The organism is Vibrio sp. qd031 (genome assembly GCF_002100145.1).
Classification (GTDB): domain Bacteria; phylum Pseudomonadota; class Gammaproteobacteria; order Enterobacterales; family Vibrionaceae; genus Vibrio.
On record NZ_JXQD01000031.1, the window covers coordinates 32181 to 46636 of the forward strand.

Annotated in this window: 16 protein-coding genes and 1 pseudogene; 5 read left to right on the forward strand and 12 right to left on the reverse strand. The window is 44.6% G+C overall.

All coding sequences use genetic code 11. From position 1 onward, the window contains the following. Positions 1-65 precede the first annotated feature (65 nt). A complete protein-coding gene (locus ST37_RS17525) occupies positions 66-305 on the forward strand; it encodes an RNA recognition motif containing protein (protein ID WP_084888815.1) in 240 nt (79 codons plus the stop codon). A 207-nt stretch (positions 306-512) separates the two neighbouring features. Continuing rightward, the gene (locus ST37_RS17530) at positions 513-788 is read left to right on the forward strand and encodes a nitrogenase-stabilizing/protective protein NifW (protein WP_084888817.1); all 276 of its coding nucleotides are present in this window, start codon (positions 513-515) and stop codon (positions 786-788) included. A gap of 8 nt (positions 789-796) precedes the next feature. Here the strand turns inward: ST37_RS17530 and ST37_RS17535 are convergent, their stop codons facing one another. From ST37_RS17535 to ST37_RS17570, 8 genes are all read right to left on the reverse strand, one after another. After that, a complete protein-coding gene (locus ST37_RS17535; RefSeq protein ID WP_172401032.1) occupies positions 797-1273 on the reverse strand; it encodes a YbaK/EbsC family protein in 477 nt (158 codons plus the stop codon). 120 nt (positions 1274-1393) lie between these two features. After that, a complete protein-coding gene (locus ST37_RS17540; protein ID WP_084888820.1) occupies positions 1394-2992 on the reverse strand; it encodes a BCCT family transporter in 1599 nt (532 codons plus the stop codon). A gap of 183 nt (positions 2993-3175) precedes the next feature. Then, on the reverse strand, positions 3176-3922 hold the full coding sequence (locus ST37_RS17545) for a hypothetical protein (protein ID WP_084888823.1): 747 nt from the start codon (positions 3920-3922) through the stop codon (positions 3176-3178). A gap of 235 nt (positions 3923-4157) precedes the next feature. Beyond that, positions 4158-4523 (reverse strand): MmcQ/YjbR family DNA-binding protein, encoded by a 366-nt coding sequence (locus ST37_RS17550; protein ID WP_084888824.1) that lies wholly within the window; start codon positions 4521-4523, stop codon positions 4158-4160. Between the two features lie 366 nt (positions 4524-4889). Beyond that, positions 4890-5243, reverse strand: coding sequence for a DOPA 4,5-dioxygenase family protein (locus ST37_RS17555; RefSeq protein ID WP_084888826.1), 354 nt, complete (start codon positions 5241-5243; stop codon positions 4890-4892). A 32-nt stretch (positions 5244-5275) separates the two neighbouring features. Then, positions 5276-5593 carry a MazG nucleotide pyrophosphohydrolase domain-containing protein gene (locus ST37_RS17560; RefSeq protein ID WP_084888828.1) on the reverse strand — a complete coding sequence of 106 codons (318 nt, stop codon included), beginning with the start codon at positions 5591-5593 and terminating at the stop codon, positions 5276-5278. Between the two features lie 47 nt (positions 5594-5640). After that, complete coding sequence (locus ST37_RS17565) at positions 5641-5970, reverse strand: zinc ribbon domain-containing protein YjdM (RefSeq protein ID WP_084888830.1); 330 nt, start codon at positions 5968-5970, stop codon at positions 5641-5643. Between the two features lie 339 nt (positions 5971-6309). Beyond that, entirely contained in the window at positions 6310-8385 is a 2076-nt protein-coding gene (locus ST37_RS17570; protein WP_084888832.1) for a DUF4962 domain-containing protein, read from the reverse strand. A 429-nt stretch (positions 8386-8814) separates the two neighbouring features. Between ST37_RS17570 and ST37_RS20315 the strand changes: the two are divergent. Then, positions 8815-8916: pseudogene (locus ST37_RS20315) on the forward strand (SAM-dependent methyltransferase); the annotation flags it as partial. A gap of 123 nt (positions 8917-9039) precedes the next feature. Here the strand turns inward: ST37_RS20315 and ST37_RS17580 are convergent. Next, complete coding sequence (locus ST37_RS17580) at positions 9040-10005, reverse strand: arginine deiminase-related protein (RefSeq protein WP_084888836.1); 966 nt, start codon at positions 10003-10005, stop codon at positions 9040-9042. Between the two features lie 346 nt (positions 10006-10351). Between ST37_RS17580 and ST37_RS17585 the strand changes: the two genes are divergently transcribed. Next, the gene (locus tag ST37_RS17585) at positions 10352-12187 is read left to right on the forward strand and encodes an ABC transporter ATP-binding protein (protein WP_084888838.1); all 1836 of its coding nucleotides are present in this window, start codon (positions 10352-10354) and stop codon (positions 12185-12187) included. A 54-nt stretch (positions 12188-12241) separates the two neighbouring features. On the opposite strand, the gene ST37_RS17590 is transcribed toward ST37_RS17585, so the two are convergent. After that, entirely contained in the window at positions 12242-12721 is a 480-nt protein-coding gene (locus ST37_RS17590; RefSeq protein ID WP_084888840.1) for an Lrp/AsnC family transcriptional regulator, read from the reverse strand. 382 nt (positions 12722-13103) lie between these two features. Between ST37_RS17590 and ST37_RS20070 the strand changes: the two genes are divergently transcribed. Further along, positions 13104-13271 (forward strand): hypothetical protein, encoded by a 168-nt coding sequence (locus ST37_RS20070; RefSeq protein WP_172401033.1) that lies wholly within the window; start codon positions 13104-13106, stop codon positions 13269-13271. Positions 13272-13329: 58 nt separating this feature from the next. Here ST37_RS20070 and ST37_RS17595 read toward each other — a convergent pair whose 3' ends face one another. Both ST37_RS17595 and ST37_RS17600 read right to left on the reverse strand, forming a co-directional pair. Continuing rightward, positions 13330-13569, reverse strand: coding sequence for a hypothetical protein (locus ST37_RS17595; protein ID WP_084888842.1), 240 nt, complete (start codon positions 13567-13569; stop codon positions 13330-13332). Positions 13570-13785: 216 nt separating this feature from the next. After that, entirely contained in the window at positions 13786-14454 is a 669-nt protein-coding gene (locus tag ST37_RS17600; protein ID WP_084888844.1) for a hypothetical protein, read from the reverse strand. Positions 14455-14456 lie beyond the last annotated feature (2 nt).

The window sequence follows — 14456 nt, forward strand, 5'->3', positions numbered from 1 at the left end:
CTTTTAGTTGGTTTACGCGCGTCGACCTGCGACAATCATACCGAATTTAATCTCAGGCAACTATTATGAAATTACTCGTACGCAATTTGGCTCGTACAACTGCAGAGCAAGATCTTCGCGTGGCATTTTCTGCACACGGAACCGTCACTCACTGCAACCTCGTCTTAGACCAAGAAACCGGCAAATCTAAAGGTTTCGCATTTGTTGAAATGCCAGAAGAAGCAGAAGCAAAAGCTGCAATCACGGCGTTAAACATGACGTCTATGGACAAAAGCACGATTCGAGTGAAACAGGCTAAGGACTAATACCATTAATCGAAGTAATTAACTGGTCAGAAAATTGCGCCGGAAAAATCGCTAAGAGCAAGGCAAAGATTGCCGTAGATAGTTGTTCTACCTACAAAATATTTAACGCCGCTATTAGCGATTTTAACAAGCAAGAATGACCAGTTAATTGCTTTGGTTGGTATAACCTCCCCGTTTTGCTCTTTGGCGATATTGGTTGGCAACACAATGACGAAACCGGATATTCAAACAACGATTGAACGCTTCACTTGCATTGAAGAGGCGCTTGATTACTTTGAGATTGGTTACGACAGTCAGTTTATCAACCAATATCGCTTACCACTGACCAAGCGTTTTAATGGGTATGTGATCCTCGAAAAACCTGATGATTGGTTTTCAGCAAGACGCGCGCTTAAAAACGCCTATTGTAAAATCCAACGTGGACGACTGGACAAACACACCCGTCAAGCGTGTACTGGATGCACCACCTGCCAGAGACGCTAGCCCCTTCGTTACTCGTTAAGTATCACCACTTCATTATCCAGTTTCTGCAACAGTGGCTTTAGTTGAGCCGTATTAATCTCTAGCGTAACCGCATTATCAAACGGATGACATTGGACACTTTCGGAGCTCCACACCGATGGCGTCACCAACAATGTGACTTGCTGTGACTGAGCCTTAAACATATCCAATAGCGATACGCGACCCGGCGCCGAATCAAGGAATGTTGCTAACCGCTCACTTGACGCCAAACTGAGTCGCTTCACCTCTAAGCGCTGTGAAAGCCTCGCAAGATCCAATGAATCGTCGTCCGCACCTACCCACAACCAGTGACGCTTTCCCTTGCCATCACGCAAAAATAGGTTTTTTGTCGCCAAACCCGGTATGTTCACATCCAGTTGATTGGCCTGCTGAACCGTAAACACCGCAGTGTGCTCGTAATGCCGAAACGACACATGATGCTCGGTGAGAAATTGAATGATGTCCATTTGTACCTCCTCCTTCATTAAATCAGACCTGCGAAAACGAGAAAAGGCACTTTTCAACTTGAATAAGTCTCTAAGTGCCTTTTATTACGACTAATGATGAGAGCGAATCTCAGTTAATTATTAGGTTTTCGCATAACGTAATGAGTGCGTCGCTAGCTCTGTTTTAAGTCCCATAAGCAATGTCACACACATCAGCAGCAAAATAATGGTAAATGGCAGTCCTGTGGAAATAGTGCCTGCTTGAAGTGCCTCTATGGTTTCTTTTCCACCAACCCAAAGCAGCGTACCGGCAATAGCCCCCTCTGTAGTCGCCCAAAATATTCGCTGTGGGACGGGTGCCGTCACCTTGCCTCCCGCGGTAATACTGTCAATCACCAGCGACGCTGAGTCTGAAGAGGTTATAAAAAAGATCATGATCAACGCTACAGAAAGCAGCGACAATAGGTTCCCCATTGGCATCGCATCGAAAGTATGGAATAGCGCTAGCGTGATATCGTTAAGGCCATTTTGCCCTAACTCGCCGACTTGATTAGCCAACTGATCGATCGCCATACCACCAAAAGCCGCCATCCAAAGAAAAGTGATCAGTGTTGGTATAAAAATCACTGCAGACAAGAACTCACGAACGGTTCGCCCCTTTGACACTCGCGCGATGAACATGCCGACGCAAGGTGACCAAGAGATCCACCAAGCCCAATAGAATACCGTCCATCCGTGCATCCACGCTTCGTCTTCTCGACCATACGGATTACTGAGTGGGATCATGTTTGTCACATACCCACTTACTGTCGCCCAGAGCGAATCAAAAAATATTGAAAACCCAGCGACTATCATGAACACCAACAGTGCAAATGCCGCCGCTAAGTTAATATTACTCAGTATTTTAACTCCGCCATGTATGCCACGGATCACCGATACAATGGCCAGTGAAGTCACAAACACCACAATTGCCAGCTCAACTTGGACCGTCGCATCAAAACCAAATACATGGCTTAATCCACTTGCCGCTTGCTTTGCGCCTATGCCCAAAGACGTCGCGAGACCAAACAGGGTCGCAAGTACCGCTAGAATATCGATGACATGTCCCATCCAACCCCACGCACGATCACCCAAAATAGGATAGAACGCAGAACGAATCGACAGCGGCAAACCTTTGTTGAAGGCAAAAAACGCCAACGACAAGGCCACTACGGCATAAATTGCCCAAGCGTGGATTCCCCAGTGGAACACACTGGCACCTAAAGCTGCTCGTTTTGCTTCTTCTGTAAACGGTTCAACAGCCAGAGGGGTTTCGTACCACCCTGTATAATACGCTGCAGGCTCTGCAACTCCGTAGAACATTAACCCTATACCAACGCCAGCAGCAAAGAGCATCGCTATCCACGACACATTAGAATATTCTGCTTTGGCATCGGCTCCACCAATACGGATTTTTCCGTAAGGGGACACGATCAGCCCTAAGCAAAATAGGATAAAAATGTTACCTGCCCACATGAATAAGGTATCAAACTGATCAATGATGCTCCATTTAGCACCATCGAGGACGGCTTTTGCGGTAGATGGGTCGGCGACTAATAAGGCCGCTAGAAAAAGAAAGATGAGACCGGCGCTGGCGCCAAAAACAGGGTTATGAACATCAAACCCCCACTTCGTAATGTTGTCTTGACCAACTTTATAGTCGGTGTTTTCTATACTGTACTTATCAATGCCTCGAGTCATGAATCCTCTAGTGTCTTGCGGACACATTTAAAAATGAGCCCGAAGTATACCAATCCATCGTCCAGTATATTGGCTGTGGTGTAAGCAAACCTCTCTAAGTGTGTACAGAGATGTCTAAGTGCCTTTTCAATAAAATACCTTTTAGGCTAAATCCATCAAATGTTTAAGCCTTTGGAGTCGCAATTAGACAGCGTTAATACCTAAGGTTTGGCAAGTATTTTGATAGGCGTCCAGCAACTCTTGTTGCCTAGGGATCTCAGCGATCACGTCGGGATCCAGCGGGATATTTTTTAAGACTTTTCCAGAGTAGATATTTTTAGAGTTATCACCGACAAAACGTGTCCCCGTTTTATCCATAATTGTGTAGGACTCGCTAAGAGGTTGTTTAAGCTCCATGAATTGACCGATTTGAGCCAACGTATCTGTTGGGTTATCCCGAACGGCGGACGCTCGAAAGCACAATGCACGACTCTTATCACTCAAGGATTGATACAGTTTGGCAAGTGAATTTACACGCTGGATATAGTAATCGATAGCACCTTGGTAGGTGGCACATTCATGCTCTGGCTTGTTTTTTTTGTATAGCTTGACCGTACTCACCACGGTTTCAAATGGCTCGCGAATAGAGAACAGCAACTTAACGGACGGGTGATTGACTATCGCTTCACTCACGTGATGCTCATCATGCAGCACTTTATCAAAAAAGATCGACCGAAACGGCTTACCTGGATTTTGTTCCATGTATTTCAATTTCTGGCGATACAAACTTTTCCAGCTGTAATAACCAATGTGCATTTCATAATAGCCACTGACCTGTGGATTACTGCCAATTAAGTGAGACACAAGGCTTGAATTAGAACGCATGTGGCTTAACAGCAACACATGCTTTGCAGGTAATAATACCTTGGAATAGTTAATTGCAGTATTCACCGACTCTCCTTAACAGGCGCACATACTTGTTCCATTTTGGCAGCACAAGTAATGAATAATTTCCTATAAGAGGTGGAAAAAAGGCCTCCTCTTTTTGAGCAAGAATAAGAGAAAGTGTGGGGCTTTAGATGTAGCAAAACTAAGATCAGCGGATCAGTGACCCTATTTTCACTTTAGATTGAATGTTTGTCTCATAAATGGGGACAAAAGCATTAGCAGCAGGCGTGTACTCCATTCACACATCGGCAATGCCCAACTCTTGTCGTTTTCGCTTGCTCAGACCTCGTGCCACCAGCTTATAAGACTCGGATAAATAATACTCTAAGTCGTCATCCAGTTCGCCATTGGTGTTGATTTGCTGGATCCATTTCATACCGCGATTGGCAAAGTAAGGCGCAGGAATATAACCGTCATGATCACTAAGAAATTCAAAATTCAAATCGGAGGTCTTAAAGGTAAACGTGGCTTGGTTGGCTTTACTCGTCCCCCCTATGGCAAACACCTTTCCGCCAACTTTCCACACATGAGCGTCTCCCCATTGGACAACGTGCGTAGTTGCCACAAAGCTGTTGCAGAAGTGATTAAATTGGTCATGATCCATAAGTGTTATTAACTCCATTTGGTCTGTTTGATTGAGCGCCTTTATTAAGCTAAGCCCCCAGCAAAGGCAGATGCTTTACGCGGTTGTAAGTGAGTACTAACTCCAAACAATGCTCAACAACCGAGCGCGAGAGTAATGCATCCATTCTCAGTATCATCGCTCGATTGCCTTCAAAAGGTAAGCAGTCGAAATATAGCTCTCCAAACGTCTCAACCAGTCTAGTACAAATTGAGCCTCTCCCCTATTCACCTTTATTACGTAATCGCATTATGCTGACGAAGCGCCTTATTGATAAGAAAGTGCTTAGGGCAGCACTAAGTCACCGTGGCATATGTGCCTCGTCATGCCTTTATTCCATACCGATTCTTAAACAGAAAATCCGCTTAGATCCAAAGCGACTTCATCCCCAAGCCAGTACGCGTATCGCGTATGGTCACTATAGTCATCACCGGTATCGGCATGAATTAGGACACTAAGTGACTGCCGGTGTTGCTCTAACCACGGAATAAGCTGCTCGAAGTGCGAGTGATTAAACAGTATTTGGCAGCTCCATAACGTATGAGGACCCACGGGCTTTTTATGCACGCGCCCTACAGGGAGGCCAAATTTATTACCTGCGGCACAACACAACTGTTGTGCCAGTGGTAACGTTTGTTCGTCAAAGTAGACGTGCGCATGATAGTGCTGGTGAATGTTAATGGGACGATTAGGTGATGACACAGTGTATGACCTTCCAAAGGCGAGCCCTTGAGTTACACCCAAGTACGCTGTTTATTCTTAAACTCTTTATCGACAAACGCTTGTTTAAGGTCGATATCGTAGCGATTCGCGATTGAGCATAGATAGATAAAAATATCCGCTAACTCATCACCGATGTCATTAATTTTTGATGTTGGGTCAACCGCAATTCCTTCGGCTTTACGCACCGCTTTAAAAAGCTCTCCGATTTCCTCACCCAGCAGTAAACACTTTTGCTGAGTCGGTTGATCAGAAAATCCGCGTTCAACTTCCAGCTCAGAAACATATTGTTGGAAGTCTAATAGCGTCGGATGCTCAGGTAGTGATGGCATTCGTACTCCTTAAAAATGGGGTCAATACAAACAATGCGTCACCAATGCTAAGCTTTCTTCACATATTTGGCCGTGATCATCATCTCACCCGCACCGTCGACTCTACAATCAAGTTGATGATCTTTACCTTCAACAATGCGGCGTATTTGCGCTTTGGTGCCTATTTTTATTACCTGCGAGCTGCCTTTCACTTTTAGATCTTTTGCTACCGTCACCTTATCGCCTTCTGACAGCAATGTACCATTGACATCCTTTACCATCGGTTGTTGTTCTAGCTCATTAGGATCCCACTCATAAGCGCACTCTGGACACACCAAAAGACGTTGGTCTTGGTAAACATATTCTGACTGACAATTTGGACAACTAGGAAAGGACATGATGGCTCTCATTTCATTGAAATGAGTTATGACTACCATAAATGTAGGGGAGTCAAAGAAGGCTGTAGTGGGGTTCAGAAAAGTTGGCAATCATCTGAAAATAGATAAAAAAATGCCTAGCTCAAAAGCTAGGCATTGATTGTTAGTAGCAAAAAGCCACCAATCTAACAGATAGATTATACCAATCGAAGTAATTAACTGGTCAGAAAATTGCGCCGGAAAAATCGCTGAGAGCAAGGCAAAGATTGCCGTAGATAGTTGTTCTACCTACAAAATCTTTAACGCCGCTATTAGCGATTTTAACAAGCAAGAATGATCAGTTAATTGCTTTGGTTGGTATTATAGCTCGATAGTGACTTTTTCACCGTCGATGACTAGCTCAAGCGTACTACCGTTTAATTGGTAAGATACGTCTGCTGCTACACCATTTTTCTCTGGTACTAATAGCGTCAATACATTGTGCTCTTTAGCGGCAGAAAACTCAGTTTCAACATGGCGGTGGACTTCAAGATCTTTAAACTCGTACGGATCAACCTCACCAAAACCTTCAACGTTCTTAATTGAAGTGATGTTGTCTGCGCTGTCGTTAATGAAAGACACGTTAAGCGTGGCTTTTTCGCCAACAATCTTGAACGATTTGTCTGAAGTCTCAGTGCTGAATGTGGTGTGCATTAGCCAAGTCAGGTCTTTTTCAGACTCAAAGCTTGCTTTGTCTTGCATTACGAAGACTTTACCTTTTGCAAACCAGATCTTACGCTTGTATGACTTGATGTCTGGAGTAAAGAACTTGTACGACGCAGTCGCATCACCTTCAACAAACTTCACTTCAGACTCGGTATCGTAGTCAGTGATGTTGCCGCCTGCTTCGATACAGAAGCGATCTTGGTGACCTTCAAACTTAGTGTTTTTGTTCTCACCGTATTGGCCTTTACCACCAAACAGTGGCAAGTTTTTAGAGAACGTTTGACGACGCCACTTAGTGTGCATGTCTACACCAAAACCACCGTAGTAACCCGTGATAGACGCAAGCGTCTCGCCAAACGCGTGCAGCGTAAAGGCATTTTGGTCACCGTGTGAGTGGCTGATAGAGCCAAATGGGCTGCACTTGAAGACCATATGAATGTGCTCGTCACGCTCACACATCTTGTTGTGGAACGCAGCCCAACCTGTGATTGGGAACACTTTCAATAGTGGATCGTTTGACGGAGCTTTCTCTTCCGGGGCATCCCAAAGGATGTTGAAGCGAAGATCGTCATAGCCAAAGTCCCACCAACCGAAGTTGTAGAATTTAGTGTGCGCTTCAGTGTCACGGCCTTTAAGTTGGTTGTAGTACCAAACGTATTCAGGTTTTTGGTTAACACCAGCGTAGTGCTTGATGTTGTAAGCCAGTTTAAGTCCTGGGAAGTCACCAATCGAAGACTGGTCACAGAAACTTGCGCGCTTTGAGTGAACAGGCATGCAGTAAAGTGGGAAGTCGCCAGTGTTTTCGTAGAATGTTTTGTTAAACATGTCTACACCACAGTAAGCTTTCAATAGGTCAAACGCTTCGCCTAGGAATGCAGTCTGCGTGTTCCAGTAGTCAGGACCTTCAGCCCAACCACCATCTTCACCGCCCCATGGTGGGTAGTGTACTGCGTAGTATTCTAGTGCGTAAGCGATGTACTCGCCTGCTTTCGGGTGATCGTGATAAAGCGCGATACACGTTGGGATGATAGCAGAAGAAATTGAGCGAACACCGTGGCTGTTTAGTGGGTTGTTCAGTAGATCAACGGTCACTTTCAGGTGGTGCATGATTTCGTCTAGACGCTCAATCAACGCATCTTGAACTTGCTGACGCTCTTCGTCAGTAAAGTAAGCGTGTAGCCAGTCGTAGCCCCATGCCATTGCTGCAATAACGCGGAAAGCCGCTTCGTCGTTGTAACCGCGAGACGTTACGCCTTCTGGATCGTACGTCGATAGCTTCAACGTCCACGCTTTCGCTTTTGCGATAAGCTCGTCGTCTTCTTTAACGATACCCGCAATAGACAGGTTACGCGTTGCGTTCATCGCCATTTGGCAATCAACGTACATTTGACGCCAGTAAGGACGCCACAATGATGCTTTACCAACAGTCTCTTCTGGGTAAGGCTTTGGCTCTTCGTAAGGTGCCGTATCAACAAACTTCTGAGTTGAGTTTTTGAAGAAATCGTCAAACATGCAGTATGAAGGGTCAGCCTTCACTTTTGCTTTAAAGTCAGCCAAGTCTGCAGACTGAACCAACAAGCGTGGACGAGCCTCAGATAGGGTGTCTAAGAAAGAGAGGTCGAAGTCGCGCTTTTGCACTTCGATTGGCAGCAAATCAACTAAGTTACCTGCTGAGGTATCATTTTCTAACTTCATCGCTCTAATAGCGTCTAACGATTTTTCTGTACTCATAAGAACCCTTTACATATCTAAATATGGATGCATATTCACCGTACCGGTGTTTATATGACTTATTGTATTACAAAACGACAATAACAATAAAGTGTAACCGACTAAATTGAGATCTCAGTACGAGAAATCGTCAGCCATACCCCTGATTTCGCAGCAACGCTTATAGCGTAGAAGAGTATGTTTTAGGGTCAGGCTGAACCGCGAGAAAGCGTAACCGAACGTGACAAAGAGCGTTAAGGTATGATTTAGTATGAGTACTGACTAACCGAGTTAAATAAAGCTCGATTCAACGTAACTGAGATGATGAGTTGGGATGATCTAGATTGAAAATTTATCAACATAATTAGTGGATTACGGTTAATTTTATCGCTAACGTATACGGATAACGATTGAAAGACTTACAAGGATCGACGAATAGCGATGGCAACCATGGAACAGTTAATTGCGCAGTACACCGGTGCAAACGAAGATTCTCGTTTAACGCGCCAATACATCGCCCAACTAGAATACGACACCACTATGCACATGCTGCAGCTAATGATCTATCGACCAGCATCATGCTGTGGACGCAAATACCATAATATTGAGTGGTGGTGGACTCTAGACTGTTCCACCAACCAACTCATTACACGTCGAGCAGATAGATCAAAACTGTCATTGCTGCTGCGCAAACACTTCCGCCAGCATGCAACGCACACTACCGCCGCCAATGGATTCGATGGTAGACACATCAAACGGCAATAACTTTCCATGAGAAGCCAACTGCGCTTTTTGCGCATCGGAGAAATGATCAAACGCAGACTGTGACATGGCAATCAGCTTGTGACCTTGAGCGTTCTCTAACTGCAAAATGTTTCCACAAAAATGGGCCATTTGCTCAGCACTGATTGAGATCACCTGTTTCGTTTTTGCCAACTGCTTAATCACATAACGCCTTTCAAACTCTGGGATCACTTCATCACAAATCACCGCAAAACGTTCACCCACTGCCATCATTACATTGGTGTGATACACCGGGGTGCCAGATTGAGTTTGGGTTTGGAAAGTGATCGCTCGATAACCGACCTGCTCGGCAAATCGCTCTAAAAGATCACGATCGCACCGCTGTGAAAGCCCAGCGTACAACTCACGATTTTGATGATCAAAAATCATCACCCCCGTGCTTTCTAAAAAGCTCTCGTGGACGGCATCGTCCAACCAGTGATCTTGCACGTTTTTTAGGTTAAAGCTGTGCTGAGATAGCAGCTGTGTAAGCTGATCGGTGCGAACCTCTTCTCGTCGATTGGCACAGGCCATGGGAAACAGGTGTAATTCACCGTTAGGCAACGAGCAAAACCAGTTGTTTGGAAACACGGCATCAGGTGTCGATATTTTACTTGGAGAATAATCCAGCGGCATCACATTGACGCCATTTTCTCGAAGTGAAGTGACCATGCGCAAAAACTCACCCATCGCCTGTTCACGGATTTGTTCAGAGGTCAGGGAGCTGCTGTGCTGAAACTCATTATCCGCTGCCGTTTGTGGGTTAAATCCAAACTCTTTGGGCGGCACCATCACAACATGACGAGTATTTTGAACAGCCAATTTTGGCTTATGCGATAAAAAATCGAGTGAGCGCATGGTTAATTCCTTTAACCAAATTTAAGACGAAAGCCAATTGTAATCAGTTTGTAACCCTTACATTTACCGTTTAACCTTCCTTTTTGAAACAGCTGCAGTTATTTTCACTTAGAAAGAATACATATTCAGCAAATATAGCTTTTAACTAAAGCCAACTTAGCGGCAGCCGATATAGAGTTATGTAAACAGTTGATGTTGTTATGTTTGTCTGTTTTTTCGTCGCACTCCCCTTTTAACAGGTATACAATAGTCACGTCACGGATGATTTAAGCAATGCATTTCACAGCGCCTTTCCAAGGGTTTTCTATCAATCGTCCTCTTTGCTTACTCTGTTTAGGAAAACACTATGTTCAAACTGTTTGAAGGCTTCACTCAAGCCTTCCCGCAAGACGATCCCGGGCAACCACCAAAAGGGGTGTTTGCTTTTTGTCGTCACTACACCAAGGGATTTGAAGTACCACTGATCATGATGGCTATCATGAGTACCATTGTTGCCATTGTCGAAGTGTCACTATTTGGCTTTATGGGGCAGCTGGTCGATTGGTTATCCCAAAGCGATCCCGCTACCTTTTTAGAAGACAATGGCTCAACACTTTGGTTTTACGGCATTCTTTTGCTTGTGGTCATGCCCATCCTGATTGTCGTCTATTCGCTGTTAGTCCATCAAAGTTTACTTGGTAACTACCCAATGTCGATCCGTTGGTCAGCCCATAGATACTTACTAAAACAAAGCCTGTCATTTTACCAAGACGACTTTGCTGGACGTGTTGCCACCAAGGTCATGCAGACCTCGCTTGCGGTACGCGAGAGCGTCATGAAAACCATGGACGTATTTGTCTATGTCGCGGTGTACTTCACTTCTATTGTTGTCTTACTCGCCAATGCGGACGTAAGGCTAATGATTCCATTTTTGGTTTGGTTGGCGGTATATGTAGGCATTCAAATCTACTTTGTACCTAAGCTTAAAAATGTTGCTTCACAGCAAGCCGAAGCTCGCTCGATGATGACCGGACGCATTGTCGACAGCTACACCAATATCGCCACCGTGAAGCTGTTTTCGCACAGTACTCGTGAAACCGAATACGCGGAAGAAGGCATGGATGGCTTTTTACAGACCGTTTATCGTCAAATGCGCCTAGTTACTGGCTTCGATGTGTGCGTAGAGATCACCAATTACATCTTGGTATTCAGTATTGCAGCTCTATCTATCATGTTATGGATGGACAGTGCAATTTCGATTGGTGCTATTGCGATTGCGATTAGTTTGGCGCTGCGTATTAACGGTATGTCAATGTGGATCATGTGGGAAGTGGGTTCGCTATTTGAAAACATAGGTACTGTGGTCGATGGCGCATCGACACTGTCCAAGCCTATCGACATTACTGACAAAAAAGACGCCAAACCCATTGATGTGGCCAAAGGTGAGATCACCTTTGACGATGTTAGTTTCCACTATGGTGAGAATAAAGGTGTCATTGATCACCTCAACCTCACCATCAAGCCGGGTGAAAAAGTCGGTCTTGTCGGACGCTCAGGTGCTGGCAAGTCAACGCTAGTCAACCTTCTGCTGCGTTTTCATGATGTTGAGCAAGGCCAAATTCGAATCGACGGACAGCCTATTGATGCTGTAACCCAAGACTCTTTGCGCAGTAATATTGGGATGGTGACTCAAGATACGTCACTGCTGCATCGCTCCATCCGTGACAATATTTTATACGGACGCCCCGATGCGACTGAGGAGCAATTGATCAAAGCAACCTCTCAAGCGCAAGCGCACGAATTCATCGAAACCCTGACCGACCCGTTTGGTAATATTGGCTACAATGCACAAGTTGGTGAGCGTGGTGTTAAGCTATCTGGTGGGCAAAGACAACGCATCGCTATCTCGCGAGTATTGCTCAAAGATGCACCCTTACTTATCTTGGATGAGGCAACATCGGCACTCGACTCTGAAGTTGAATCGGCGATTCAAGAAAGCCTGAACGAGTTGATGCAAGGTAAAACGGTGATTGCGATTGCGCATCGTCTTTCTACCATTGCTGCGATGGATCGCTTGATTGTCTTAGACAAGGGGAAGATTGTAGAAGAAGGTACCCATCAGCAATTGATCAAAGGCAGCGGTATCTATGCTCAGTTGTGGCAACATCAAACGGGTGGGTTTATTGGAGACGATCCTCAATAGCACTTCTGTTGTTTGTTTTGATCACCCCTTTTAAATAAAGCCCGCGTGCGGGCTTTATTGATCGAGATCCAACACATCCACATTCACACCAAAACTGGTTTTGTGCTCTTCAATCACAAACTCACTGCGGGTCTGAATCACGCCGGGCAAGGTCGGCAACTTGTGAGCCATAAACGCTTGGTAAGCACGCATATTTTTTACTCTTACCTTTATCATGGTGTCAAAGTCGCCAGACAAAGAATAACAAGATTCTATTTCGGGCAGCACCGCTACCGCATCAGAAAACTTTTGAAAAATCGAGAAGTTATTTTGATCTAATCGTATGTGTATGAATACTTGCACATCCATACCTAACTTTTCTGGGTTCAATTGTGCATGGTAGCCAATAATGTAGCCCTCTTTTTCTAAACGCTTTACTCGCTCAGAACATGGGGACGTGGTCAGGTTTACCGCTTTCGCCAATTCAACCACAGGCATTCGCCCCTGTTTATGCAATAACCTCAATATTTGTTTATCAACTCTGTCCAATTTCATCCGATCAAACCCCATAGTTTCGGCGCAATAATTGCTTACATATTATCCTGTTATGAGCCAAATTTGAAAATTGATTCTATACCGTATAGCGTGAGCTAAATTGAAACATAGCATTAGCATTCACTAAGATAAGTGTGAACAAATGTAAGATCTCGATCACACCACGGTATATAAGGTCTTCAGCGTATCAATGATCTTATTATTCAATACCAGATAGATACTAAATGCTGACAAATGTGTGCTTTCTAATCAATCTTTTGAGCTAATTTAGAAAGCCTCGTGTCAGAAAAAAGTCAATACTGTATGTGTAAAGTGTAAGAAGTTACCCTTAGGGTAAGGCGCATAATAATAACTAGGAAGATTTTTTGCGAGGGTAAGGAAAATGATTAAAGCAACATTGTCGTACATTCCGTTGGGAATTGGGTCTTGGAATACAGTAACTGTTTCTAAAGAAATCGCCGTAGCACTAGCGGAAGAGTACAGCTCATACGGCTGGCCAGTACAGCTAGATGGTGAAGAGTTCTCGGTAGATTTGTCGTCAGCAGCATAAGCTTAGCAATCACCCATGAAAAAAGCAGCCATTGGCTGCTTTTTTATTTTTAAATTCATTACTTTACATCGACAATCGCTTGACTAATCAAGTGTGATCTTGACTGATTTTCTAAACTGGTTTGCTGATTACATTCTCGGCAAAAATAGCGATGAACAAACTCGTCGTTGTCGTCAAACTTACTTGAGCCAAATGTAAGTAACGACAAAAACGTTGCAGATTTTGGTGTTAACTTTCGCTTTACCAGAGATTTGTGCTGAGTTTCACGCTCACATTCGCAGCAAAATAGTTGAGGCATCGCTTCCTCTCGACTTATCTTTCAATTTATCAGTTATTCGAACTACTCTATTAAATTGCTTTGGTTTTGTACCACTAAAGTATCAAAACTGTGTACTTTCTCGCCAAATCAGCTGGACTTACCAGTTAAACATTGATCATCATCACGTTCAAACTATGACCAAAATATGCCCTGCCAGCGGCAAGGCATCTCCTCAACTAAAGTACTAGAAAAATCTTAGTGGCTCAGCTCCAATAAGGTGGCATTACCCCCAACCGCCGTAACATTTATGGTGCGAGTGCATTCTGTGATATAACGAAAACTTAACCTCGGGTCATTGAGCAGCGGTGAGTCCAGATGACCCGAGTCTTCAATAACCGACGTTATCGCCCCTGTATTGCCTGCCAATACTGACGCAATATCGTTGGTTGGTGCTTGCTCTCCCACCAACGTAACGACGGCAATATTTTCGTCGCATAATTGCACCCAATCTTCAACCGATACCACCTGCAACACACCCTGCGGAAAGTCTAACCCTATAGACTTTAATCTGCCTGATAGTTCCTCAGAATCGGTGGCAACTAATGTCGTGTTGCCGGTCATCAGAGCAATAGCCGCATGCACAACCACGGCTAAAGAGTTACCGTCGACTGTAAAATCACCAATCAATGCCACACCACGCCCTTGTGTGTAAAGCTCATTGCTTTCGCCAGTTGGGCCAGGCATTCGCAGCGTCTTACTCACAAAAGCCTCGATGTCGTGGCGTAACTTCGCTATCGCAGCGTCGCCACACACTGCGTGTTCAAGGAAGGATTTCGCCACTAACTCAATGCGAGCGTCAATGTCCACTAAATACCAAGTCTGAAATGCACTCGCCGCATCGGTCTTAATAAGGGTATTATTCATAA

What these genes read in the sequence shown, in the direction of transcription:
- ST37_RS17590 (WP_084888840.1), bottom strand. Translation starts at nt 12,721, where the DNA reads ATGAAATTGGACAGAGTTGATAAACAAATATTGAGGTTATTGCATAAA.
- ST37_RS17560 (WP_084888828.1), bottom strand. Translation starts at nt 5,593, where the DNA reads ATGCCATCACTACCTGAGCATCCGACGCTATTAGACTTCCAACAATAT.
- ST37_RS17570 (WP_084888832.1), bottom strand. Translation starts at nt 8,385, where the DNA reads ATGAGTACAGAAAAATCGTTAGACGCTATTAGAGCGATGAAGTTAGAA.
- ST37_RS17585 (WP_084888838.1), top strand. Translation starts at nt 10,352, where the DNA reads ATGTTCAAACTGTTTGAAGGCTTCACTCAAGCCTTCCCGCAAGACGAT.
- ST37_RS17580 (WP_084888836.1), bottom strand. Translation starts at nt 10,005, where the DNA reads ATGCGCTCACTCGATTTTTTATCGCATAAGCCAAAATTGGCTGTTCAA.
- ST37_RS17565 (WP_084888830.1), bottom strand. Translation starts at nt 5,970, where the DNA reads ATGTCCTTTCCTAGTTGTCCAAATTGTCAGTCAGAATATGTTTACCAA.
- ST37_RS20070 (WP_172401033.1), top strand. Translation starts at nt 13,104, where the DNA reads ATGATTAAAGCAACATTGTCGTACATTCCGTTGGGAATTGGGTCTTGG.
- ST37_RS17595 (WP_084888842.1), bottom strand. Translation starts at nt 13,569, where the DNA reads ATGCCTCAACTATTTTGCTGCGAATGTGAGCGTGAAACTCAGCACAAA.
- ST37_RS17530 (WP_084888817.1), top strand. Translation starts at nt 513, where the DNA reads ATGACGAAACCGGATATTCAAACAACGATTGAACGCTTCACTTGCATT.
- ST37_RS17535 (WP_172401032.1), bottom strand. Translation starts at nt 1,273, where the DNA reads ATGGACATCATTCAATTTCTCACCGAGCATCATGTGTCGTTTCGGCAT.
- ST37_RS17550 (WP_084888824.1), bottom strand. Translation starts at nt 4,523, where the DNA reads ATGGATCATGACCAATTTAATCACTTCTGCAACAGCTTTGTGGCAACT.
- ST37_RS17525 (WP_084888815.1), top strand. Translation starts at nt 66, where the DNA reads ATGAAATTACTCGTACGCAATTTGGCTCGTACAACTGCAGAGCAAGAT.
- ST37_RS17600 (WP_084888844.1), bottom strand. Translation starts at nt 14,454, where the DNA reads ATGAATAATACCCTTATTAAGACCGATGCGGCGAGTGCATTTCAGACT.
- ST37_RS17540 (WP_084888820.1), bottom strand. Translation starts at nt 2,992, where the DNA reads ATGACTCGAGGCATTGATAAGTACAGTATAGAAAACACCGACTATAAA.